Source organism: Mesorhizobium sp. M0408, assembly GCF_040321495.1.
GTDB lineage: Bacteria > Pseudomonadota > Alphaproteobacteria > Rhizobiales > Rhizobiaceae > Mesorhizobium.
In genome coordinates, this window is the sequence record NZ_JAMYRO010000023.1 from 49,129 (window position 1) to 72,349 (window position 23,221).

The 23,221-nt window shown below is 55.4% G+C and carries 20 protein-coding genes and 3 pseudogenes; 5 read left to right on the forward strand and 18 right to left on the reverse strand.

Translation table 11 applies throughout. The features are described from left to right. Nucleotides 1-19: 19 nt before the first annotated feature. From NKI67_RS24315 to NKI67_RS24330, 4 genes are all read right to left on the reverse strand, one after another. Complete coding sequence (locus tag NKI67_RS24315; RefSeq protein WP_352647298.1) at nucleotides 20-811, reverse strand: polysaccharide biosynthesis/export family protein; 792 nt, start codon at nucleotides 809-811, stop codon at nucleotides 20-22. Further along, on the reverse strand, nucleotides 811-1,620 hold the full coding sequence (locus NKI67_RS24320) for a tyrosine-protein phosphatase (protein WP_352647301.1): 810 nt from the start codon (nucleotides 1,618-1,620) through the stop codon (nucleotides 811-813). Before NKI67_RS24320 ends, NKI67_RS24315 begins: the two co-directional genes overlap by 1 nt. A 515-nt stretch (nucleotides 1,621-2,135) precedes the next feature. Beyond that, on the reverse strand, nucleotides 2,136-2,618 hold the full coding sequence (locus NKI67_RS24325; RefSeq protein WP_352647303.1) for a hypothetical protein: 483 nt from the start codon (nucleotides 2,616-2,618) through the stop codon (nucleotides 2,136-2,138). Between the two features lie 281 nt (nucleotides 2,619-2,899). Continuing rightward, nucleotides 2,900-3,370, reverse strand: coding sequence for a hypothetical protein (locus tag NKI67_RS24330; RefSeq protein ID WP_352647305.1), 471 nt, complete (start codon nucleotides 3,368-3,370; stop codon nucleotides 2,900-2,902). Nucleotides 3,371-3,757: 387 nt separating this feature from the next. On the opposite strand from NKI67_RS24330, the gene NKI67_RS24335 reads away from it, so the two are divergent. Beyond that, on the forward strand, nucleotides 3,758-5,878 hold the full coding sequence (locus tag NKI67_RS24335; RefSeq protein ID WP_352647307.1) for a glycoside hydrolase family protein: 2,121 nt from the start codon (nucleotides 3,758-3,760) through the stop codon (nucleotides 5,876-5,878). 68 nt (nucleotides 5,879-5,946) lie between these two features. Here NKI67_RS24335 and NKI67_RS24340 read toward each other — a convergent pair whose 3' ends face one another. Both NKI67_RS24340 and tnpC (NKI67_RS24345) read right to left on the reverse strand, forming a co-directional pair. Further along, entirely contained in the window at nucleotides 5,947-6,306 is a 360-nt protein-coding gene (locus NKI67_RS24340) for a hypothetical protein (RefSeq protein ID WP_352647309.1), read from the reverse strand. Between the two features lie 48 nt (nucleotides 6,307-6,354). After that, nucleotides 6,355-7,066 (reverse strand): annotated as a pseudogene (gene tnpC / locus NKI67_RS24345) (IS66 family transposase); the annotation flags it as partial. Nucleotides 7,067-7,199: 133 nt separating this feature from the next. Between tnpC (NKI67_RS24345) and NKI67_RS24350 the strand changes: the two are divergent. The 3 genes and pseudogenes from NKI67_RS24350 to tnpC (NKI67_RS24360) all read left to right on the forward strand — a co-directional run bounded on the left by NKI67_RS24350 (nucleotide 7,200) and on the right by tnpC (NKI67_RS24360) (nucleotide 9,577). Further along, complete coding sequence (locus tag NKI67_RS24350) at nucleotides 7,200-7,580, forward strand: transposase (RefSeq protein ID WP_352647310.1); 381 nt, start codon at nucleotides 7,200-7,202, stop codon at nucleotides 7,578-7,580. After that, entirely contained in the window at nucleotides 7,577-7,921 is a 345-nt protein-coding gene (tnpB, locus tag NKI67_RS24355) for an IS66 family insertion sequence element accessory protein TnpB (protein ID WP_096453731.1), read from the forward strand. The genes NKI67_RS24350 and tnpB overlap by 4 nt, the downstream gene beginning before the upstream one ends. Nucleotides 7,922-7,994: 73 nt before the next feature. Beyond that, nucleotides 7,995-9,577 (forward strand): annotated as a pseudogene (tnpC, locus tag NKI67_RS24360) (IS66 family transposase). Nucleotides 9,578-9,787: 210 nt separating this feature from the next. Here the strand turns inward: tnpC (NKI67_RS24360) and NKI67_RS24365 are convergent. After that, nucleotides 9,788-10,654 (reverse strand): glycosyltransferase family 2 protein, encoded by an 867-nt coding sequence (locus tag NKI67_RS24365; RefSeq protein WP_352647312.1) that lies wholly within the window; start codon nucleotides 10,652-10,654, stop codon nucleotides 9,788-9,790. 38 nt (nucleotides 10,655-10,692) lie between these two features. Here NKI67_RS24365 and NKI67_RS24370 point away from each other — a divergent pair. Continuing rightward, a pseudogene (locus NKI67_RS24370) lies at nucleotides 10,693-10,854 on the forward strand (hypothetical protein); the annotation flags it as partial. 263 nt (nucleotides 10,855-11,117) lie between these two features. Here NKI67_RS24370 and NKI67_RS24375 read toward each other — a convergent pair. The 11 genes from NKI67_RS24375 to NKI67_RS24425 form a co-directional block, all read right to left on the reverse strand. Beyond that, nucleotides 11,118-12,284, reverse strand: a complete 1,167-nt coding sequence (locus tag NKI67_RS24375) for a glycosyltransferase family 4 protein (RefSeq protein ID WP_352647314.1) — start codon at nucleotides 12,282-12,284, stop codon at nucleotides 11,118-11,120. Between the two features lie 85 nt (nucleotides 12,285-12,369). After that, nucleotides 12,370-13,203 carry an O-methyltransferase gene (locus tag NKI67_RS24380; RefSeq protein ID WP_352647316.1) on the reverse strand — a complete coding sequence of 278 codons (834 nt, stop codon included), beginning with the start codon at nucleotides 13,201-13,203 and terminating at the stop codon, nucleotides 12,370-12,372. Next, on the reverse strand, nucleotides 13,200-14,423 hold the full coding sequence (locus NKI67_RS24385; protein WP_352647318.1) for a polysaccharide biosynthesis protein: 1,224 nt from the start codon (nucleotides 14,421-14,423) through the stop codon (nucleotides 13,200-13,202). Before NKI67_RS24385 ends, NKI67_RS24380 begins: the two co-directional genes overlap by 4 nt. Before the next feature lie 39 nt (nucleotides 14,424-14,462). Further along, on the reverse strand, nucleotides 14,463-15,590 hold the full coding sequence (locus tag NKI67_RS24390) for a glycosyltransferase (protein ID WP_352647370.1): 1,128 nt from the start codon (nucleotides 15,588-15,590) through the stop codon (nucleotides 14,463-14,465). Between the two features lie 34 nt (nucleotides 15,591-15,624). Further along, nucleotides 15,625-16,416, reverse strand: a complete 792-nt coding sequence (locus tag NKI67_RS24395; RefSeq protein WP_352647320.1) for a class I SAM-dependent methyltransferase — start codon at nucleotides 16,414-16,416, stop codon at nucleotides 15,625-15,627. A gap of 45 nt (nucleotides 16,417-16,461) precedes the next feature. Beyond that, complete coding sequence (locus NKI67_RS24400) at nucleotides 16,462-17,484, reverse strand: NAD-dependent epimerase (RefSeq protein ID WP_352647322.1); 1,023 nt, start codon at nucleotides 17,482-17,484, stop codon at nucleotides 16,462-16,464. Further along, entirely contained in the window at nucleotides 17,484-18,758 is a 1,275-nt protein-coding gene (locus NKI67_RS24405) for a nucleotide sugar dehydrogenase (RefSeq protein ID WP_352647325.1), read from the reverse strand. The genes NKI67_RS24400 and NKI67_RS24405 overlap by 1 nt, the downstream gene beginning before the upstream one ends. Nucleotides 18,759-18,822: 64 nt before the next feature. Continuing rightward, nucleotides 18,823-20,100 (reverse strand): sugar transferase, encoded by a 1,278-nt coding sequence (locus NKI67_RS24410; RefSeq protein ID WP_352647327.1) that lies wholly within the window; start codon nucleotides 20,098-20,100, stop codon nucleotides 18,823-18,825. A gap of 40 nt (nucleotides 20,101-20,140) precedes the next feature. After that, nucleotides 20,141-21,460, reverse strand: coding sequence for a UDP-glucose dehydrogenase family protein (locus tag NKI67_RS24415; protein WP_352647329.1), 1,320 nt, complete (start codon nucleotides 21,458-21,460; stop codon nucleotides 20,141-20,143). 147 nt (nucleotides 21,461-21,607) lie between these two features. Further along, complete coding sequence (gene nusG / locus NKI67_RS24420; RefSeq protein WP_352647331.1) at nucleotides 21,608-22,198, reverse strand: transcription termination/antitermination protein NusG; 591 nt, start codon at nucleotides 22,196-22,198, stop codon at nucleotides 21,608-21,610. Between the two features lie 375 nt (nucleotides 22,199-22,573). Further along, nucleotides 22,574-23,164 carry a biotin transporter BioY gene (locus tag NKI67_RS24425; RefSeq protein ID WP_352647333.1) on the reverse strand — a complete coding sequence of 197 codons (591 nt, stop codon included), beginning with the start codon at nucleotides 23,162-23,164 and terminating at the stop codon, nucleotides 22,574-22,576. Between the last annotated feature and the right edge of the window lie 57 nt (nucleotides 23,165-23,221).

Sequence of the window (23,221 nt, forward strand, 5' to 3'; positions counted from 1 at the left end):
TTGGCTGAAGGGAAAGCATCTATGGAACCAGCACGCCAATTCGGGCTGCACTTGAGGCGACACCGAGGGCGTCCTTGAGATTGTTCATCGCAATTTTCGATTTTGAGGCGAAGACCACAATCTTGTCGCCACCATAGATGCGCGGGTTGCGGGTTTTGCCACCACGGATTTCCTCGACGTTGTAGTTGGCAACCAACGTGTTTGGGCCGATATTACGGTAGACGAATACCTTTTTTGCATCCCCAACGTTATTGAACCCTCCCGCTAGGGCAATCGCATCGATGAGAGAAGAATTGCTGGATACCGGATAAATACCAGCCTTATTGACTTCGCCATCGACGGTTATTCGCTGTCCGATGGATTCCTTGACGAAAATCGAAACGTCAGGGGACTGCAGGTATTTGGCGCCGTAAGCGGTCTCTATTTCCTGCTCCAACTGACGGACGGTTTTCCCCGCTGCGGTAACAGTGCCGATAAGCGGAAGAGAAATCTGACCACTGGAGTCGACTTGAACCGTTCTGTTCAAATTGTCGACCTGAAACACATTTACCTCGAGCACATCGTTCGCTGACAAAGGTTGCTCACTGCCATTCTGGGTGTTTTGCGGCGCAGGGAGGTCCTTTACCACCTTTAGAGCCCCGCCGCTCGAAAGCGGGGTCGATGACGATGATGATGCCAATTGCAGCGCATCGACCGAGCTCGACGAAGACGTCGTCCCAGACGAGGTGCTCGTGCATGCCGACGCAGCGAGCGACATAAGCATCACGAATATCGCGCCTACGGGTTTTTTTCCTAAACCAAAAACGGCCATCACACTGTCCCGCCTCTGAACAAGCGGCCGAACCCTCCAAAGCGGCTGCCATTGCCGGTGCTTGGCTTTTTTGCGCTTACTTTTCCGACCGGCTCGAGGGGTCGGTTCGCCAATATTTCGCCTGGGCGTTTCAAAACCATATTGCGGGCCTCGTCTTCGCCACATCGCTTTGCGGCAGCAGCAACCGCCTGTGAAAGCCCAGGACGTCGGCGCGTAGCGCTATGAGTGTCCGATGCGATGATGTCCACCCTGCCCTCGTCAATCAGCTTTTCCGAATAATAAAGCGCCGTGCGTCCAAAAGCACCAACAATCGAGTCTGCGGTAAGCTGGATAAGACAACCCACCGCATTCAACCTCTCGATAACGTCGTAATTCGTTTTGATCCAGGTCAAACGCTCAGGATGAGTAAGAATTGGGATGAAACCGGCGTTTATTAGGCGTAGAGCAAGATCCTCCATCCGTGGAGGTAGAACATGATGCGGCGGTTCGAACAGAAAATAGCGCGACCCATTTAGGGTTGGCACGCTGCCCGCCGCCAATTGGTCCGGAAGATCCGGCGCTATGTGAACGTCTGCACCGACGTAAAGAGCAAGTGGTATTGCGGCGCCGCGCAACGCCTGGTGCAACTCTTGAACCGCCCGAACGATGTTCGATGTTCCGTTTTCGTATACGCCGGGCGTCACGTGCGGCGTGCACGCCATGTGGGTCGTTCCGTCGGCCACCGCCAGTCGAGCCATTTCCAGTGATTCGGCAAGACTGGGCGAGCCGTCGTCGAGGCCGGGCAAGATATGGGAATGTAGATCGATCATGGGCGTTTGTGACTGCATCGAAGCAACGTGGCGACGTCATCCCCAAAAAGTATAAATGCGTCATCCGCAAGACAGCGAATGACGCATTTGTCAAGTTCATGCGATACGATGGATGCTAGGTCCCGGCTACTGGCGGACAGAGTCGTCGTCATTATGCAGGCCGATGATCAGCGCCGCACCGGCGGCAAAAGCTGCGCCTGATGTTTCGAGCGCTACACACATGCCGCCCTTCCGCAGGATTGACCTTGATCGTCGCGTTTGCCGTATCCGAAACTTGCACCAACACGCAGCAGCAACAGATTGCGATTCGACCATCTTGCCTGGATAGACCGGCACTTCGCCCCTCATCCCGGCATGTTCGCCAGCCTCAGACATCCGCATGCCGCCTTGGCTTAGGCGACCCGACCGACGCGACACCAGCATACACGCCAAGTGCGCTCCACCGCCAACAACAGAGACACAGCAGACGCGCCATACGCCTCTGCTGCCGTTGCCTTATTTACTACGCGGTCAACTTAGTCGCTAACGGCGTGGCCGTGATCTTTGTCCGCCGTTGCAGCCAGAACACCAGCCCCAAGAGCCATGCCGCCAAAAATAAGGGCCGGCGTGTAGTTGGTGCTGTTGGTATTGCCCGTCTGGGCGGTCTTCTCAGAACCAAGGACATTGAGGCAGATCTTGTTCTCGACACGCGAAATATCGAGGGTCGAATTCGCCGGGACGCTCAGATTACAGCCACCGACCTGAACCGAAGCCGAGCCCTTGGAGCCAACCACGACACGGCTGCCGAAATCAAGCGCGCCGCCCGCTTGCGCCGGGCCATAGCCAGCCACCTGCGAGATCATCACGTCGCCATTGACGCTGCCGAGCGATCCAATCGGATTTACGCCGTTATAGGCGGTTGCACAGGTGCACGACCCATCCTGCGCAAAAGAGGACACCGGGGCGAAGCCGGCCAACACAACAACTCCGGCCAACGCACTTTTCAAAACTAGGTTCATCCGCATCAATCCTTCTGTCCCACGTTACCTGAGGCCCACCCAACCGCTAAGGTACTCAAAAGCGCGTAACAGCTTTCTGCGCCAATTCCAACCCGTTTCGCATATGCGAGATAATTTTTGGTTTCGGTGTGGTTGATTGAACACACCATAAGCAGGTTGGAATGTACCCTTTTCCGCACCGACCGCGACTGGCGATTTCGAAACAGCTGTCGACGCTCTCAAAATGATCGACACAGCATAGGGGCAACTCTGGGCCATAGGTCACGACGCGACCTAAGGCACTACAATGCCGGAGAACAGGGTTTGTAGGTTGAACCCGCTTGGGCTGGCTGCCCACACAGCACACCGCCCTCCACTAGTTTCGCGGCTAGGTCCGAGCCATCTGGCGTAAAACATTGTACAACTGTGGCATCGCCCAGCCTTGGCGCGGTATTGCCATCGCAGGGGGTTCCTGTGCCGACAGGCTTACAGGTCAAGGCAAGCCCCTGATAGTCCCGGCGCGCTGCATCCGTTAGCATTGCCCGCATGAATTGGGGCCTGCTGAATGCAACGCCGCACAGCAATATCTTATGGCCGCCGATACGGAGGTCATCGATTGTCTGGATGGAAAACGTCCCTTCAAGCCGCTCAGGTGTTATTGAAGCCTTAGGCGGCGCTCTCGAACTATCTCTCTGAACCGTCACGAGACCAAGAAAGCCGGCAGCGAACACCAGCGTGATCAGACCAAGCAGCCCTACCTTTTTGATCGACATAGCCTCCTCCGACCACTTTTGATTTTACCCCACTCGATCCCGCGCTGTCGCTTTTAGTGGGAACACTTAAGGGCGGCTGTCAACTTGCCGCTTGTGCATTATCAGCACGAGCGCCGTTAGCTTTGCGCCTCAGATCGATCACAGATTCGGCCGACGGCGGACGCCCTGTGGGACCATTCACCCGTTTACAGGAGCGCTGCAATTTAGCTGGAAACCAGTGATTTTCTTGGGTTTACCTGGAACCAGTGATTTTTCTCGGGATAGAATTAAGCTTGGAGCACGGTTGACGACGGCTGCATCGCTTCCGGGCATCTCAGGCAGCCGTCCAACAAAAGTCCATTTTTGCTCTGATTTGGCCCGGTACGAAAGCGGTCCCGGGAATTCAACATGGCAAATGACGCATCCGCGATTCAGCTAGAGCTCGACATGGCGCTTGGAGGCGTTTCCTTGCCAGCTGGGGTTTACCAAATGGTCCCCGGATCCGAATCGCCGTTTACGCTCAGCAATCTTCGAAACAAAGTCTACAGAGCGGTCGCGTTAACCCAGAGCAATTTTACGGTTTCCGGCCACGGAGTCGTTTTCCACGGCGTCAACAGGCCCGGAGTAGCAGTCACGGATGTTCAGCCAATTTTCGCCACGGACAAGAACTTGACAGTTGGAACAATCAAGGATGTGACATTCAAAGACATCGCGTTCGACCCCGCAAACGTCGCCTCCCCAGCTAATTCAAACCAACGCTTCCTATATGGCGTTGGCATCGACGGTTTGCGGTTTTTGCACACGATCGGACATTCTAGCGGGAATCGAAACGGGTATTTCGCCCATATTCAGAACAGTCGGAACATCCAGGTAACTGGTCATCGCCATGATAGAGTGACGGGGGGGTTCAACCTTCGGTATTGCGAAAACATCGTCATCACAGACTTCGTATTTAGCGATTTCTCCGAAGCTATTGACTTGGATGGGACTTCAAAACGGGCGGTCATTCGCAATGGCGTCTTCCAAGGAACAAAGCGCAAGCAACAGTGTATAGACGTGAACGATCAGGTCGACGCATCGATTGGTGATTTTTCGGTCAACAACGTCGGCAACATCATTACCATAAACTATAAAACAACGACACCAGATACATACAGTGAATATCTCCTCAATTCGCCGGTACGGAATTTTCAGGTTGGAAAGCGTATAGTTGTAAGCAACGTCACGGGAAGCCAAATTGGCGATGGAGTGAACAATCCCGCTATATTCATCGGATGGGATTGGGCCGCCGGAAACCACGCGGGGTCTGGACCGGTCAGAGACATCACAATTGAGAATATATGCTTGGAAGATACTGGATTTGTCTTTGTTCGTGAAGGTTCAGGTCTCGTTTTCAAGAACATCACTCTACGATCAGTGATATCTGCGCCTGGATTTTCTGCCGTCGATATGCGCTCAGCCGGGGCCAATACAGATCAGGTTGGCTTTTCAGACCTCGATGTCCAAATCGACAAAATGAGGATCGAAAATGCCCAACGGGGAGCCTTAAGGGTATCTGCTCCGTCGCGTGCTGTTGTGAACGGCCTCATCACTCGTGGCAACAACACGTTGGGCGGGAAAGATCCCGATCTGGTTCTCACGTCGCTGCACACACGTGCAGCCCGCTGCGTCATAGACAATTGCGACATCGAAGGGGACGTATTGATCGCGGGTGACAGTAGGGGCACTGCAACTTGGAAAGGGCAGACCTTCTACAAAAGGAACTCTCTTGTCATCAATAACGGCCGATTCTATCGTTCCGCCGTCGACGGTATGTCGGGACGGTCTGGCGGTCCGTCTGGGATCGGCACTGCCATTCCTGATGATGGCAGCGAATCGATCTCTGCGTGGACAGGCGGTAGCAAATACTTGGTTGACGACCTCTGCAGGAATCAAGACCGTTATTACGTCTGCATGACAGCTGGCGTTTCGGGATTTTCCAGGGGGCCGACCGGAACCGACGAAAGAATTCTAGACGGGACCGTCGTCTGGCGACCGATTAACGGGCCTCTGCTCTGGCATCATCTCGACTGCCCTTACTCAGTCCTGTGGGGTAGAAAAAATCGCGTCGGAGGAACCATTATCCTGGAGGGGGACGCCCAAAAATACATTCACGGCGAATGCGTAGACGCGAAGGTCGGCGATTTGGCAGCGAGAGGTGCCGTTAACAAGAGCGTCTTCGTGGCGCGACGCAGGACGTTGATAACCCGTGCGCGCTATTTGGTTGCAGAGGAGGCGGAAGCCGATGAGAGGAACTATCGCACTCTTTCACTAAATCGATACCGGAATGGACCATCAACCAACATCGTCACGATTGACACGGCATCAAAGGGCTTGGCGGCGTTCGTAAGTCGAGATGCCGGTATCAGGGCAAGCCAAGCGGGCAGCTATTTGGATCCAGGCGACATAGTCGCTATGAATTCAGACCACAAGGGCTCGGGCTTGATGCTGGAAGGGCTGACAGTGAGCCTGGATTACGTCGAGTTTTGAACTTTGATTAATGGCTAAGTTTCGGCGAGAAACATCACGGTCCAGTGTTCGGCGCCGCCCACGAGGCTTCAAAGAGCGCTTTCGTTCGGTGAGCGAAAGCGACGGGTGGGCGCTCGACCGTCGCCGTTGCAGTGCATCCACACGGCGAGGGCCGCGGTGGCTACGGTCTCAGGAGATTTCCCGCGGCAGGTTTGGGCGGAGGCCTTAGCCCTGCGCTCGTCGACGATTTGCCGAAGGTTGTCGATGCCGTCTTCGGTGAAGACGACGATAGTTTTGTTTAATTCGATTGCGGGATAGCCGTCGTAGGCGCGTAGGCAACCGTCTTCCGAGAACATCACAATCGAGCAATCGCGCAAAAAGCCTTCGTCCTCTTCGAGCATCTCGGCCACATGTTTGAGAGTGTAAAGAGCGGAATTGCGATATCCCATCTGGCGGCCTCAACGATCTGGTTTGCATGTTGAGCCCAATGGGCCAGCTCAGGCAGCTTTAGCTGCTGCGATCGTCAATGGGCTCCAATTCCAGGGAAGCAAGCCCTTGAGCGGTGTGATCGGCGTGTCGGCGACGCGGGCGAGGACATCGGCCAGCCAGGCCTGCGGATCGACGTCGTTGAGCTTGGTGGTGTTGATCAGCGTCGCCATGAAGGCGGCCCTATCGGCACCGCGATCGGAGCCTGCGAACAGCCAAGCTTTCCTGCCGAGGGCAAAGCCGCGCTGCGCACGTTCGGCGGCGTTGTTGGTCAGACAAATCCGGCTGTCGCTTAGGAAGGGCCGTCCCAGCGCTTCAGCACATAGTCGATTGGCTCAGCAACCGGAGAGCTTCGGGACAATTTTGCCCGCTCGCTCCGGATCCATTCCTCAAGCGCCTCTGCGATCGGCCGGCTTTCCTACTGCGTCGTTGCAGGCGTTCGTCGGCGGCAAGACCGTTGATGTCGCGCTCGATATCAAACAGCAGGTCCATTCGTTTGACAGCCTCGAACGCGATCGGGGAGATCGGCGCGGCATCCTTGCCGCGCTTGGCAGTGGTGGCGATGCCGGCGAGCACGAAGAACTTGCGGCGCGCATGCACCCACCACAGCGCTTGGGTCAGCGGACCAGAGCCACGATCTGCCTTGAAGAGCGGATTGTAGCCGCTATACGCGTCCGCCTGCAGAATGCCGGTGAACGATTTGAGATGGCGCTCGGGATGTTCCTGCGTAAGCGCCAAGCTGACCGTAAGCGCCAAGCTGACCCCATCTGGCGCGGCTTGAGGTGATGAGCGAGAGATAGTGACACTGAAGCAAGGAGCCGAGGAGCTTGCAGTGTCAATTTCTATGTCTGCGCCTATGCCTGATGATAGAAGTTTCCATGTCCTTGAGGCGGTCCCGAACCGGCTGGAGGCAAGCCCGCAACGTCCGCGGCGACGCTGGTCGGCGGAGGCGAAGTCGCGGCTAATCGAGGCGACACTGAAGCCGGGCGCGAATGTGTCGGCCATCGCCAGACAAGCGGGGATGGCGCCAGCCCAGCTGTTCGGCTGGCGGAGCAAGGCGATCAAGAGCGGTGCGGTCACGCCGCAGCGAGATGCGGATCGGCTTGGCTTTGTCGAGGTCACCCAAGCGGCGTCTTCGACAGTGGAGATCTGTTTGGGCGAAGTGGTCATTCGGGCCGGCGCCGACGTCGGCCAGGATCATTTGACCAAGATTATCCGGGCGGTCCGCCAGGCATGATCCCGGCCGGCGTGAAGGTATTGGTCGCCAGTCATCCCGTCGATTTTAGAAAAGGTCCTGACGGCCTTCTGGCACTGGTGCGCGATGCCGGTTCGGATCCGTTCAACGGCGCGCTTTATGTCTTCCGCGCCAAACGAGCGGACAGGATCAAGATCGTCTGGTGGGACGGCAGCGGCGTGTGTCTTTATGCCAAGCGACTGGACGACGCGAAGTTCTGCTGGCCGCGGATCGGCCACCACCGGGTCCAGCTCAATCATGCTCAGCTCATGGCTCTGGTTGACGGAATGGACTGGAAACGGGTTCGAACGGAGACCGTCAGGCGGCCGCAATCGGTTGGGTAAAACCCTGCGGCATGATGAATCAGGGAGCTGAAAACACGGGAAAATTGCCCGCGAATATGCTCTGATTTTGGCCATGTCGGCACCCGAACTCGCGCTCCCGGACGACGTTGACACGCCCAAGGCGATGGTTATTGCCATGGCTGAAAAGGCCGCCCTTCTGGAGGAGCGCAATCTCCATCTCGAGCTGGTCAACAAGAGCGCCGATGAGCGGATCGCACGGCTGACGGCGGTCGTGAAGATGCTGGAGCGGGCGCGCTTCGGCAGCCGCTCCGAAAGGTTGCGGACCGGCGCGCTGAGCGAGGAGCAGTATGCGCTGGTCTTCGACGAGATCGAAACCGGCGTGGCGGCCATCGAAGCGCAGATGGAGAAGTCTGCGGGCGGCTCGAAAGCGAAGCGCGCTCCGCGTCCTCGCAAAGGCTTTGCGGCCCATCTCGAACGGGTCGAGGTGGTTATCGAGCCCGAAACGCCTGCTGGCTGCGAAAGGCTGGCAAAGATCCTGATTGGCGAGGACGTCTCCGAGCGGCTCGATGTCACCCCGGCGAAGTTCCGGGTGATCGTCACGCGTCGCCCCAAATATGCCTACAAGGGTTGGGACGGCGTCATCCAGGCAGCCGCACCCGCCCGCATCATCGAAAGTGGCATTCCGACCGAAGCGCTGCTGGCGCAGATCGCAGTGTCGAGATACGCCGATGGCCTGCCGCTCTACCGCCAGGAAGCGATCTATGCCCGCGATCAGGTCGAGATCGACCGGTCACAGATGGCGCAGTGGATGGGCAAGGTCGGCTTCGAGCTCGAGCCGCTCGCCGATTACGCACTGACCCGCATCAAGCAGGTGAGCGGGTCTTTGCCGATGAGACCACCCTGCCAACGCTGGCCTCAGGATCGGGCAAGGCCAAGACGGCCTACCTGTGGACCTATCTGCGCGATGATCGGCCGTTCGGCGGCAGCGGACCGCCCATCGTCGCCTACCGCTTCGAAGACAGCCGTGCCGGCGAATGTGTCGCCCGCCATCTGGACGGCTATCGCGGCATCCTGCAGGTCGACGGATACGCCGCCTATAACCGGCTGGCCCGATCCGATCGGGGCAATGACGGTGTGATGCTGGCGGCGTGCTGGTCGCACGTGCGGCGCAAGTTCTACGAACTGCATGCCGCAGGCTCCTCCGTTATTGCCTCGCAGACGGTGGCGCAGATGGCCCCGCTGTGGGCCGCCGAGGAGGCCGTGCGCGGCCAGGATCCGGTACTTCGGATAGCTGCGCGTCAGGAGAAATCCGCCGCCCTCGTTGCCGCTCTCTTTGCGCTGTGGGAAAAGGAGCTGCCGAAGCTGTCGGGAAAATCGACGCCCGCCGAGGCGATCCGCTATGCGCTCGGCCGGCGTGCCGCGCTGGAGCGCTTCCTCACCGACGGCCGCATCGAAATCGACTCCAACACCGTCGAGCGCGCCATCCGGCCACAGACAATTACCCGAAAGAACAGCCTCTTCGCTGGCAGCGACGGCGGCGGACGGACATGGGCCACCATCGCCACGCTGCTGACCACCGCCAAGATGAACCAGGTCGATCCGCACGCCTGGCTCACCCAGACCCTCGAGCGCATCGCCAATGGCTGGCCAAACAGCGATATCGAGGCGCTCATGCCTTGGAACTACCAGCGCTAAACGGCATCAGCTACGCGCTTACGTTCCTGCCGCCGATCGCGCGAGGCATAGTAGAGTGCCGCCGGCGGCGATTGCCCGCCGAACGGCCGGTCATCCCTGACATAGGTCCAAATGCGGCCGGTGTCGGTCTTGCCGGCTCTAGTCGCCGCTGGATGAAAGTTCAGTGGGGGTCAGTGGGATAACATTTGGGCGGCTGAGAAATATCTCGGTCTACTTTCCGTTAGTCATGACCTGCCGGAATGCAAAAGCGCAATAGAACACGCTAGACAGTAGAGACCTTCCCGCAGCCCTGAGCGACCTGTGCCGCCGAAAAAGAAAACCTGCGACGATCGTCATTTTGTGCCTTAACATCGGCCACGGGCTGCCCTTTTTCACGCTGTCAATGGCCGAGGTAAGCCCTCCCGGCAAGTAACACTTGACCCCAATTGTCTGATCGACACACATAACGTCATAATCAAGGGCCACTTTATACCAGAGGAGAGAAGTGGGTACCCGCCGAGCTCCCTTATAGTATTTCTCCACCACTGGTTTTAGAATTTCCGAGCGCACAATTTCACGCTTGTCTCCTTTTACATGGTCGTCGAACCGCATCTGAAGAAAGTTTGTTCGTCTTCGTACGAACGGACTTCCGTGGAGGCGCCCGTCCGCCTCCTTGTAGTGTACAACAATTCCGCATAGACTTTTATCCGTGCAGGCAATCAAATGGTTAATTATGTTCGGGATATTTTGGCCGATGATCTGATCGTCGTCATCGTAAATTGCGATAAATTTGCCCTTAGCCTTGGAAATGGCCACTCGCCTCGACCCCGCACTTCCGGAATTCGTTCCTGAAGTAACAGTCAAACGAGAGTCTTCAATCGAAAGCAGTTCTTCCAAAGTTCCGTCGGTTGAGCCATCCACATGGATGCAAACTTCGACAGGCTGGTCACTTGCCAAAATATCGCGCACCAACGCGCTTGCCATTTCGCGGCGATTAAACGTCGCGATGCAGAAACTTAGAATGGGGCTTGTATCTGGAACCATAGTAGGAAGCTGCTCCTGAACGCGGATCTCGTGAGATCGTATGCCATGGATCATGTGGGGCGTCGATCTAAGTATCGCAGCTATGATACGGCTTAAGGCCCGACTGCCCGCGGCCAAGCAATCTACTCGGCCAGCAATTCTGTAAGGCCCGTCTTGACCTACAGAACGTGGCACCGTTCTCTCTCCATAACTTTTTGCAGAACCTTCAGGACATTATCGCACCGACAGCTTTGCGGGTCGGGGCCTGCGCTTGATGCACGCATTCCCACCCGCGTCGTTCGTTTGAACAGGCCTTACCACGCTCCGCTCCTCCGCTCCAACCCAGTTCACAGTGCAGGCGACCCCAGCAGAAAAGTTGCGGCTCCAACTTCATCCCTCATTCGGCGCACCGGGTGCGGCAGTTTCAGGACCTAAAGACTGCGGCGCCCCAGCCACCTGCAGCTAATGCAGCAGTTTCAGGAAACCAAGCAGACGAATCCTCATGTATAGAAGTTCAGCGGCACACGCGCTGTCATCTTTATGGCTCTTGCGGCTCGCCATCGAAAGAGCCGCCAACATCGTTATGGCACGTCCGAAGAATATCAATGTACCGCCGCACCACAATTTTCTCATCAAACTGCCGCTCTACTTTCGCACGACCTGCAACTCCCATAATTATTCTCTGCGCTGGACTGAGAGCAATAAATTTCATTATTTGTTCAGCAAGATGGGTATGATCCTTTACTCTGCAGAGATAGCCATTGACACCATCATCCACCACGTCCCGACAACCAACCCAATCAGTAGTGATTATGGGTCTGCTGAGGGCCGCAGCCTCAAGCAGGCTCCTGGGTGTTCCTTCTCTGTAGAATGACGGCAGTACAACGCAGTCAGCATTTTGAACAAACGGCCTGACGTCATCCGAGGATCCGAGATATTCAATGATTCCAGCTTCTTGCCAAGCTACCAGCTCCGCGTGTGTTACCGCCTTGCTCCCTTCTGCAACAAATCCTAGTATCTGAAACCGCAAAGTCGGCCGCAAACGCTTTACAAGCCGCGCAGCTTCGACAAATTCTACAACACCCTTCTCTCGGAGAAGCCTCCCTACGAAAATGAATGTCAATCCCTCAGCTGAATTGTCATTTGTCGATCTCCTCGAGTTTTGGAAATGCGAAAGATCGATGCCAGAGCCTGGGACAACCAGCGCCTTCTTTGGCTCGACTAACCGCCTGTCGGAAAAGAGCTCACGGTCCTGCTCGTTCTGGAATATGACCTTAACTGCTCTGCGGAAGGAAATTCGATAAAGCCGCTCCACTACAAGCTTGACTAACCCGTTACCAGAGAAGGCAGAGCCCAGTCCTGGTACGTTGTTTATGACCGGGATAGACAACCAGTTAGCAGCCAAACTACCAAATATGTTCGGCTTTATGGTAAAACTTAATATTGCATCCGGCCGCAAAACTTTAAATATCTTGTAGTACTGGAACATCAGCTTGATGTCTTCTAACGGCGATGTTCCATGTTCCGCCATTTTCACGGGTATAAAATCACAACCAAGTTCGACGACCCGATTCTCATAACCATCGGCAACAGCGACGACCGTAACCCTATATCCCGCCGCGATCAGCGCACGAACTAACCCCGCACGGAAATTGACGATATTCCAAGCCAAATTCACACTAATGATCAGGTTTTGACCTTTCATTCGGCCCACCCGTTCTCAAATCTCAACGCTGATAGGTCTCTCTTAAACGCAAGGGGCGCAACGCGGCCCTTCAGAAGCACCGAGCTCAAATTCGTTGCGCCCATGCATAAGCACGGCTGTCAGAAATTACTAGGCGTTTGACATTGTACAATCCAGAGTTCTCAATTCTATCAACTGCCTTAACGACGCCAGGAAATAGCTTGCTGGTCACATCGTCAAAAACGATCATGTCGCCTTTCTCCTGCCGCGCCGAAACCAGCTCAAATTCTTGCATAACGCTGCTTTCGATATGCTGGGCATCAAGGAACGCAAAATTGATGCGATCCAAGCCCACTTTGGGCAAGAGGTCCAAGGTGTCCCCCTGTAAAAACAAAACGTTTCGAGCCAGGTCAGCCCACGGCTGCAGGATCTCGGCACGAGATTTCGGTCCGTCATGGTCGTCGATGCAATTCCAGATCTGCCGTTTCAGGTGAGGCAAGACGTCCAGCGTAACGATCCGGCCAGCAACCCCGTGGTCAGCCATCGCCTTGCTCATGCAAAGTGCCGAAAATCCGCGAGCTGTACCTGTCTCGAGCACGGTTGTGAAATCTAGACCCGAATTGCTGAGCATATCGCGCATCAAAGCGTACAGCAGCCTCCCATGAGGGTAGGCTAGGTCGGATTTCTTTTTTACGATTTGCGTATGAAGCGCAAGCTCATCAAGCCATTGCCGATCAATCGCGTAACCCAAGTCCTTCTCGAGCCGATCAATCTCATGGTACTCCTGCTTTTGTGCTTGCTGGTACCAGCCAAGGTATTGCTCCCTAGTGGCATGTGGCGCGGTTCCGAAAGGGGCGTTGTTCCACCGTGCGTCAACCGCTCTGTTCACTCTAGCACGAATTCCGAGCACAGCCTCTTGTATGTACGGCGCGAGCTTCATTCACAGATCCTTCCTGTTGCCCAGCTCTGGTGTCTAACCAGTAGCAATGTCATTAGAGTTGATGCGCAGTATGCGAAAAAGTATGACAATTCAAAACCCAGCGAAATTCCAAAGCCTGTCAAGCCCGCGAAAGACACAATCATGACGGGGATCCCAAGCACATATCCGAGGGCTATAGAGAGGGGACGTCGGTTGTTGATGGCAATTGGGTCGACTGCCATTTTCTTGGTCCGGTTTAGCATGATTGCAATTGACACTATAACGAAGGAGAGCGGGCTAAAAAGATCACTAGAAAGGGCGGTAAAATATCCGGTCTCATAAAAAGCCATAATTCCAGTAAGAGCGACAAAAGAGCACAATGCGGCCATCGCTGCTCCTCCCATTAACGTTCGTCGAAACTCTGAAGTATCCCCTTTCGAAGCGTGCTTAAACGCGTTCGGGACCGTTATAAAGGATGACGCATTTATTATAAAGCCCACGACCCTCTGTGCCAAATCGACCGAAAACGAAAATATTCCAAGGTGCTGCGCAGTACCAAACCACAATAGAAGATAGCGCATGCCTAGATAGAGACATTGCTCTGCTATAGTGCTCAACGTATAAGTTCCCCCAACTCTCAGCGTCTCCATGACGACAGAGAATCTCGGCAGTAATGAGATCGCCGGCCGGGAGAGCAAAAGAGAAATTCCCGCTGCCACTGCGTAACTTGCTGAAAAGGCGATAAGAGCCATCGATGGCGTTGGATTTGGTCTGACGATCACCCAAGCCAATAGGATGTAAGCTATAGACTGGGCGAGAGATGCCGTACCGTAAAGCCAAAGAGAGAGGCGCGCGTGCAATATTTCCTGAACGGTTGTATAGAACCCAAACGCTACGAATGGCGCTATAAATGTCCACGGCACCAATCCAAAATATGCCGGCACAGATACAAGTACAGCTAGTACTAGAGATACAAGCGCACTTAGTGAAACAAGCGACGACTCGTATTCCTTGATCTTGCCTTCGGCGGCGATCTTGGCATGCTGCGAGACTATGGCGAACGCGAACGGACCGAACGCCACGCTGGATACCAGGCCCGACGTGGCGACTACGGTACTATAAGCGCCATAGTCCGTGGCCGGCATCCATTTACCTATCAGCAAGAGCGTGATCAGGTTAAGTACGCCGGGAGCTGATCTTATAACAATCGCCTCGACAAGTCGAAGCATCGTTTTCCACACGTAGTTCTCCAATTCCATGAAAGAAGTGAAATTTCTTACCTAGGCTATACCTGCTTGGTCAGGGTATTTAGCTTGGAATGGACTTTCCCCTTGGACTACATATGAGAGATACTGTTTCACGGAGCGCCTCGATATCGCCGCGTGATAGGCTTCCAATGTTTTCAGCGCGTCGTGGTCCTCAAGGAGAGCTTTTGCAAGAGATTCCTTGGAAGAGTCCGCGACCACGACTCCGGCCAAAGTGTCAAGATCTCCAGAACAAGGGGTGGTTACAATTCGTTTCACCCCACATGCCATCATCTCGATCAAGACGTTGGGAAACCCCTCGTGCGAAGAGGTCAACAGGCCGTAATGGGCGCCCTTCATTATAGGAAACGGGTTCTGAAGCTGCCCAGCAAACACCACCTGATCCGAGAGTCCTAGTGAGGCGGCGTACCCTTCAGCCTCGGCCCGGAGAGGACCCGATCCAATCATTACGAGCACTACTTTTTTCCCGGTCGTTCTCACGATTTCGTGCAGCGTATCTATTGCTAAGAGCGGCCTCTTTACCTCGATCATCCTTCCACACCATACTATGTAGGGCGTGTTAGTAGTTCTTTCTTCAAAATCCGTGGCGATCGACTGCTCGGCCATCGAAGTAACTTCTATAGCGTCAATCGGATTGCCAAGCACCGTAACACGATCAAATGCTCTGCGAGGCGTCACGTTCTCTAGCGCCGCCTTCATTTCCCCGGTCTGGGCAATGATTAAAGCTTGACTGCCGTAGACAGAGTAGAGAGCTCGATATGCCGCCAATCTAAGACCTCCATATCTCTTGGCGAAGATTGTGGATTCTCGCGTGACAAACCGTTTACAGCGAAGCCAACCAACTCGGTGGCAGGCGGCCAGAAACGCATTCATCCGTATGTGTGACGAAAACACCAAGTCGTAGCGGGATCTGCGAAGCCTCGCGAGCAGGCCCCACTCACTCCCAAGATGACCTCCCCCTACACCATAGCTCACCCGCGCTGTGCCAACGTGCCCTCCGAAGAATGACGGCGTTGGTCCGGCCAAAACCGCAATCTCGACGTCCCAATCATCCATTAAGGACAGTTCTTTTGCCAGCAGCGAAACAACCCTCTCGGCGCCGCCCGCTCGATCGATCGGGACGACGAACAAGGCCCTACGCATCACACAATTCTCTCTGGCACCAGATCCAAATATCCTAAACCGACTCCTGGCGCGCACCAGCCCCGCCGCCCACATTTCGCCTTAGAATATAAGCAAACGTCTCACCGGCATCCTTGCCGAGCAGCGCAAATGCAACCAGCTGCCATGCCCTCCACAATATGTAAAATGGCACGAAAAAGGTGAAATACGAACTAATCCAAAAGACCTTACGCTTCTCGACACTCAGACCATTCTGCAATGCTAATTTCTCTATAAGGCTCGGGACGCATTTATCATAGTAGGCCCTGAACCCATCGTGCCCTTCGCCTTTTTTGGGGAAAATTGCAAAGAGTACCTTCTTCTTTATCGACTCCGGAAGAATCAAATTAATACGGGCAAAGAGCGCGTTCCGACACGGTGCAAAGATAAACACTCTGCCTCCTGGCTTGACGACACTTGCAATACCTCTAATGGCTTTCGCCGTGTCGTACACATGTTCGAGTGTGGCCTGACAAACAACAGAGTCGGCATCTCCTCTCCCAGAGTATTGGCATAAGTCGGCGGCTATCGTTTCATCGTATATTCCGCTTGGAGCCGCGGCTAGTTCCTCAGCACTTATGTCGATACCCACAACTTTCAAATTCATCCGCATCTTATCTTCCAAACTGACGCACGGTTCAGAGCCGCCTCCAAGATCATAGATAAGTGAACCGTGTGAAAATGCTCCCGGCAACATCTGGGAAAGGAAATACTCGTTTCCGTCCCGCCGCAACGCGATAGGCAAGACTCCGTCTATCCATCGGCAGACCTTGACGTTGAAATTTATGAACCGCCTTGCAATTCCCATTCGTCTCCCTCTTCATGATGTATTACGTGTCAAGGGACGCGTTTATTATATGGAGTAGTATTCTCTATACCACGCGACGAACCTTGCTACGCCATCCTTTACGCTAGTCGTTGGTTTGTAGCCAAGCGTACTAGATATCTCTGAGACATCGGCGAACGTGTCCGGAACGTCACCAGGCTGCAACGGATGGAGTTCTGTAATCGCCCTAATTTTCAAGGCATCTTCCAACGCGCGAACATACTCATACAGCGGCACGGGTGTGCTGTTTCCGATATTAAGAATCCGCCAGGGTGCGCTGCTGGTTGCCGGGTCCGGATCAGCTGAGTTCCAGTCGGGATTCGGAGCTGCAGGCTGGTCGCTTGCACGAATAACGCCCTCAGCAATGTCCTCGACGTAAGTGAAGTCGCGTGTATGGTTGCCGTTGTTGAATAATTTGATCGGCTCCCCGGCAAGGATACTTTTAGTGAACAGGAAAAGCGCCATGTCCGGGCGGCCCCAAGGACCATAGACGGTGAAGAAGCGCAGCGCGGTGGTGGGCAAGCCGAACAGGTGGCTATAGCTGTGCGCCATCAACTCGTTCGCACGCTTCGTCGCCGCATAGAACTGCAGCGGATGGTCGGCCGGGTGATGCTCGGAAAAAGGCATATTGGTATTCGCCCCATAGACACTTGAGGTACTTGCATATGTCAGATGGGCCACACGACTGGCGCGGCACGCCTCAAGTATGTTGGTGTACGCGATGATGTTGCTTTCCACGTAGGCGTGTGGATTCTCGAGGCTGTAGCGAACCCCAGCCTGGGCGGCGAGATGGATCACGCGATCAAATGCATGATCAGCAAAGCAGGCGTCCACCACGCCCTTTTCAGCCAGATTGCCGCGGATGAAATGAAAGCCAGAATTAGTTCTGCGGTTCGCTTCGTCCAGCAACCGCAATCTCGCTTCCTTGATTTCGGGGTCATAGTAGCTGTTGACGCTGTCTATTCCAACCACCTCATCACCGCGCTCCAGCAAACGCTTCGATACGTGATAGCCGATAAACCCAGCTGTGCCGGTCACCAAAATTTTCATCAGAAGCGTCCATCCGTAATTTCCTTGGGAAACAGGCCCTTGATGTCGTAAATGACACTTGGGGTCTTGCGAAGCGCTTGTAGACCGGCAGCCCCCAGCGCGCGAAATTGCCTGTGCCCCACCGCCACAATCACGCCGTCATAAGACCCCGCGGGACTGTCCTTAACACTAAGCACGCCGAGTTCTCGAGCACATTCCTGCGGATCGACCCAGGGGTCCCAGAGGTCAACCTGGGCATTATATTCCTTCAATTGTGCGACTAGGTCGGCGACCTTGGAATTTCGCAAATCCGGGCAATTTTCCTTGAAGGCTGCGCCCATCACAAGAACTCGGCTGCCGACGACGGGTATTCCTTTGCGCATCATCAGGCGGGCTGTCTGGTCCGCTGCGTGTTTTCCCATGCCGTCGTTGATTCGACGGCCTGCGAGTATGACTTCTGGATGGTAACCGAGTTCTTGCGCCTTGTGGGTGAGATAGTAGGGATCTACGCCGATGCAGTGACCGCCAACTAGGCCCGGGGTGAACCGTAAGAAATTCCACTTGGTGGCTGCGGCATCCAACACCTCCAATGTATCAATTCCGAGCTTGCCGAAAATCAAAGAAAGCTCATTCATCAACGCAATGTTCAAGTCGCGCTGCGTGTTCTCGATCACTTTGGCAGCTTCAGCCACCGCAATGCTACTCGCAAGATGCGTTCCTGCTGGCACAATTGAGGCGTACAACTCATCAATGGCCTTTGCTGCTTCAGGAGTGGACCCACTAGTCACCTTGACAATGGTTTGCAGCCGGTGCTCTCGGTCACCTGGATTAATTCGTTCAGGGCTGTATCCTATGAAGAAGTCCCGGTTGAATCGGAGACCTGATGCCTGTTCGATCAATGGGGCGCAAACCTCTTCGGTGCAGCCCGGATAGACCGTCGATTCAAAAATGACAACTGCTCCAGGCGAGAGCGACTCTCCAACGGTCCTTGAAGCCAAAATCAGCGGCTTCAAGTCGGGCCTGTTGGCCTTATCAATCGGCGTAGGCACAGTGACAATGAATATGCCACAGGCCTTAAGATCGGCCACGGAAGTGGTGAAGGTCAAACCGGAGGCAAGTCTCATTTCCTCCTTCTCTGTCTCCAATGTCACGTCCTCGCCTCTCTTCAACGAAACAACTCTAGCTTCGTTGATGTCAAAGCCGACCACCTCACGGGTCCTCCCGAATGCTACGGCAAGTGGCAACCCGACGTAGCCCAGTCCTATAATAGCTATTTTCTTCGAATTTAGATTCAACGGAAACACTCTTTCTTTGGGATATCTATTCCACACGGCGTTAAGAAGGTTAGAACATCCTCGCTCAACGCGCACCAAATCCCGTCAGCATGGTTCGGATGGTACGAAATACAATCAGCACGTCGAGCCACGGGGAGAAGTTTTTGATGTAGTAAAAGTCATAGTGAAGCTTTTCTAGAACGTCGCTTACCGCCGCGACATGACCCTGATTGACTTGCGCCCATCCAGTGATGCCAGGCCGGACGATATGCCGGTATCGATAGAACGGAAGCTCCGCCTCATACCACTTTGAAAGTACGAGTGCTTCCGGGCGTGGCCCGATCCAGCTCATTTCGCCGCGCAAAATATTGATAGCCTGCGGCAACTCGTCGATCCTGGATTTTCTCAAAAATCGCCCGACACGAGTGATGCGCGCGTCCCCAGCCTTCGTAATAGCCTCTTCCTTCTCGTCATCGGAAGCGGTGCCAAGCTTCATCGTTCTGAATTTGTAGACCTCGTACGGATTCCCCCCGTAGCCCATTCGCTTCTGTCTAAATAGCGCAGGTCCAGGTGAATCGATCTTTACGGCAATCACCACGAACAGCAGCAATGGTGAGAAAACAACAAGCACAAACAACGAAGACGTCCAGTCTATCGCCTGTTTTATTTTTAAGTAAGCCTGATTTGGATTCAACGACCCTAACGTATTTTCAGACAAATGCTCGATTTCGACGCGGCCTGTGAGCGACTCGCTTATTTGTTTAACATGATATACTGGCGTTCCCGATAGTGCGCGGTCGGCGATGTATCGCTCCCACTCATCGGAAAGGTCGGCCCGCAGATCAGCAACCACGCCGCTGGCATACTCGACAATTGTGTTGGGCGAATTAACTCTGTGCCAGCTCACACCTGGGATGCTCTCTAACCTGTCGACATCCCCTCCAGGAATTATCGCCAGCCGGTATGAGTCGAGCCGTCGAGTGGCCAAGCTCAGGCCGAAATACCAAAGAGTCGATTGAATGAAGCTCGCCGCCGCCTGGAACCGGCTATAATCGAATCTAAAGAAGAAGATGGTCACGAACACGAGGCCGTAAGTCAGGGCGAAGGTGGGCAAGATGTAGCCAGCCGCTGCGACCCCCGGGAAATTGCCAATTCGCTTATAGAGCATGTAGCCGGACGTGTGAGCGACGAATGCCGCAAAAATGGTGACTTGCATGTTGGGTGACCAGATGACGCGGGGATCGACCGACATCCGGATCAGGGCGGGTAGCAGAATGGCGAATGTCAATCCGCCAAGCAGCTGGAAGCGCATCCGAAGCAGGAAATGCCTTGGATTGGACAAATGGCTCGTGGTGTTATTCAAATTGAATCCCGTGAGACGGGCCCCATGAAAACCTGGACGTTCACTTGACAAGGTGCCGCTCTCGGCCGACGCTCGAATAGGCTATGCCTTCCTTCACCACATCCTCGCCGCGGTAGACGTTTCGAAGGTCAACCATCACCGGCGTCGCCAGGAGTGCACGAAGCCGCTTCAGATCCAATGACCGAAAGGCATTCCACTCGGTGACGATGACAATCGCATGCGAGCCGTCAGCTACCGCGTAGGCGCTTTCCCCGAATTCAATGCCGTCGATCATCTTGCGTGCCTGCTCCATACCGACCGGATCATAGGCCTTGATCGAAGCGCCCGCATCCTTGAGTGCCTGAATGATGGCCAATGAGGGGGCATCGCGCATATCGTCGGTGTTCGGCTTGAACGTAAGGCCGAGGATACCGATGGTCTTGCCGCGAACCGATCCGCCGCAGGCCTCGACCACCTTGCGCGCCATCGCCCGTTTGCGCTGGTCATTTATCGACACCGTCGTTTCAATAAGCCGCACGGGGCTTGCCGCGTCCTGCGCGGTCTTGACCAGCGCCAGCGTATCTTTCGGGAAACAGGAGCCACCGTAGCCCGGCCCCGCATGAAGAAACTTTGCGCCGATGCGATTGTCCATGCCGATGCCGCGCGCGACGTCCTGCACATCGGCTCCCAACCGCTCGCAGAGATCCGCAATTTCGTTGATGAAAGTGATCTTCATGGCCAGAAACGCGTTGCCGGCATATTTGGTAAGCTCAGCCGTACGCCGGCTCGTGTAGAATATCGGCGCGGCATTTAGCGAGAGCGGCCGGTAGATCTCGCCCATGACGGCTTTGGCGCTGTCGGCATCGGTCCCGACTATGATGCGGTCCGGCCGCTTGAAGTCCTCGATCGCAGATCCTTCGCGAAGAAATTCCGGATTGGAGACCACCGCAAAATCGGCGGCCGTATTTTGCTCGCGAATGATTCGTTCCACCTCATCGCCGGTACCGACAGGGACGGTCGATTTCGTCACAACAACCGTAAATCCTTTGAGCGCGCGGCCAACTTCGGCGGCCGCATCGTAAACGAAGGACAGATCGGCGTGCCCATCGCCACGCCGTGATGGCGTGCCGACGGCTATGAAGACGACATCCGATTGAGAAACGGCATCGGCCAGATTGTCGTCGAAACGCAAGCGACCTTGCGCGGTATTCGTGGTAACGAGGTCGTCGAGCCCTGGCTCATAGATCGGTATCTTGCCGAGTTTGAGCATGGCAAGCTTTTCCGCATCCCGGTCGACGCAGCAGACCTGATGGCCAAATTCGGCGAAGCAGGCGCCCGAGACGAGCCCTACATAGCCGGCACCAATCATTGTTATTCGCATAGCGCGTACTCTCATTAGCGCCGACGAGACGATCTCGTCAGACAGCGCCTAGTCCCACCGAAGAACGGCTACCGCACTCCCGGGTGAAAACCCGAGAGCCGATCCTACAACAATTTGCATCGCCTCGCCGCACCTCGATGCTTACGACTATGCGATGGCGACGAGATCCCTGGTATCAAGGTCGACATGTATCTCGCCATTCATGATCGCAACCAGAACCCGAGCCCTTCCGGCTGGATCGAGCCGGTCAAGGCGACCGATCATTTCCGCGAACGGGCCGGAAAGGATCCGAACCGAAGCACCGGCTGCGAGGCCGCCACTGAAGTCGAGCAGGCCGTGCCTGCCGGTCAACGCAATGAAGCGCTCTACCAGACCGGAGGGGACAGGCAAAGGCCGGTCGCCTTGCATGACGAGGGAGCGCACACCGAACGTTCCGTTGATCGAGCGCCAACGTTGCAGCGCGACGTCAAGGGCGATGAACATATAACCCGGGAAATAAGCTGCGGACCGTGTTTCGAGCCGCCGGGCATGACGCACGGTTTTCTCGCAGCGAGGCACAAAGGGCTCGAATCCCTGGATCCGGAGATGCCGCTCTGCGACACGCTCCTTCCCGGGAAAGACGCTGGCCGCATACCAGCGCGTTGCCGGCGCGGCGGTCGGCTCAGGCGACAGGGCTGTTGCCTTGCTCGTTGTTTTTTCCGCGCTACTCACGTGTCTTCCTTCGGCGGTTGGCGGCATGATCTCAGGTCAACGGTTACGACAGTGTGTGGACACCAGCAAGCAACCAAGCCACTAGAGTCAAGGCGGTTGGGTTAAGAATTTCCTACACATTGTCCAGAAATTTAGCTGTGCCTAAATGATCATCGAGCCGCTTTCTTTTTCAGCTGGCTGAGATGCTATGTCGAGCAATTTATTTCCATACGTAGGTGCTTGGTTACGCTGGTCGTGACGAATCGCCCGTTGGTTCTGGTACTTAGTCCGTCGACTTGAAGCTAATGTGACGGATGGCGTTGCGCACAAGCCTGCCGCCAGCGACAAAGACCCTGCACGGCCACACCAACTACGGCGAAAAATCACTGTCGCGCAGAACAGGTTATCACCGCTCGACCGGCTTCACGAACGCTTCAACAGCGACCAGACAGCCGGCACCAAGCTCGCGGCCAGCGCAACCTTGATCAGATCACCGACGATAAAGGGCAACACCCCGAACTGCCAGGATTTTTCCGGGCCGATCAACAGCGCCAGCCAGGCAAAGCCCATTGCCATCATGACGATCTCGGCCACCAGCATGGCATTGAAGAGCTTGATAGGATGGCGATCCCAGCCACGGTCGGCAGCCCAGCCGACGATCGCCGCCATGACGACGAAGCCGGCTAGATAACCGCCGGTCGAACCGAGCATGTAAGCGATGCCGATGCCCTTTTCGGGCGTGCTCTGGAAGACCGGAAGGCCCAACGCGCCCTCGGCCATGTAGAGAAGCAGCGTGGCGACGCCAAGGCGCATGCCGAAGGAGGCAGCGATCAGGAAGACGGCGAGCGTCTGCATCGAGATGTCTACCGGTCCGAGCATGACCTTGGTCTTGGCAGACACGATCAGCAGCAACGTTCCGGCGATCGCCAGCAAAAGCTGTCCTGCCAGCCGGGCCGCGCCCTTTTCAGGCAAAGCGAGAGAAATGAGCGGACGCATCGTCGTTGCAATTGCCATAGTCTTCCCCGTTCCGGATTGCCGCCGAACGCGGCCTTGCGTTTTCCTATATTGGCT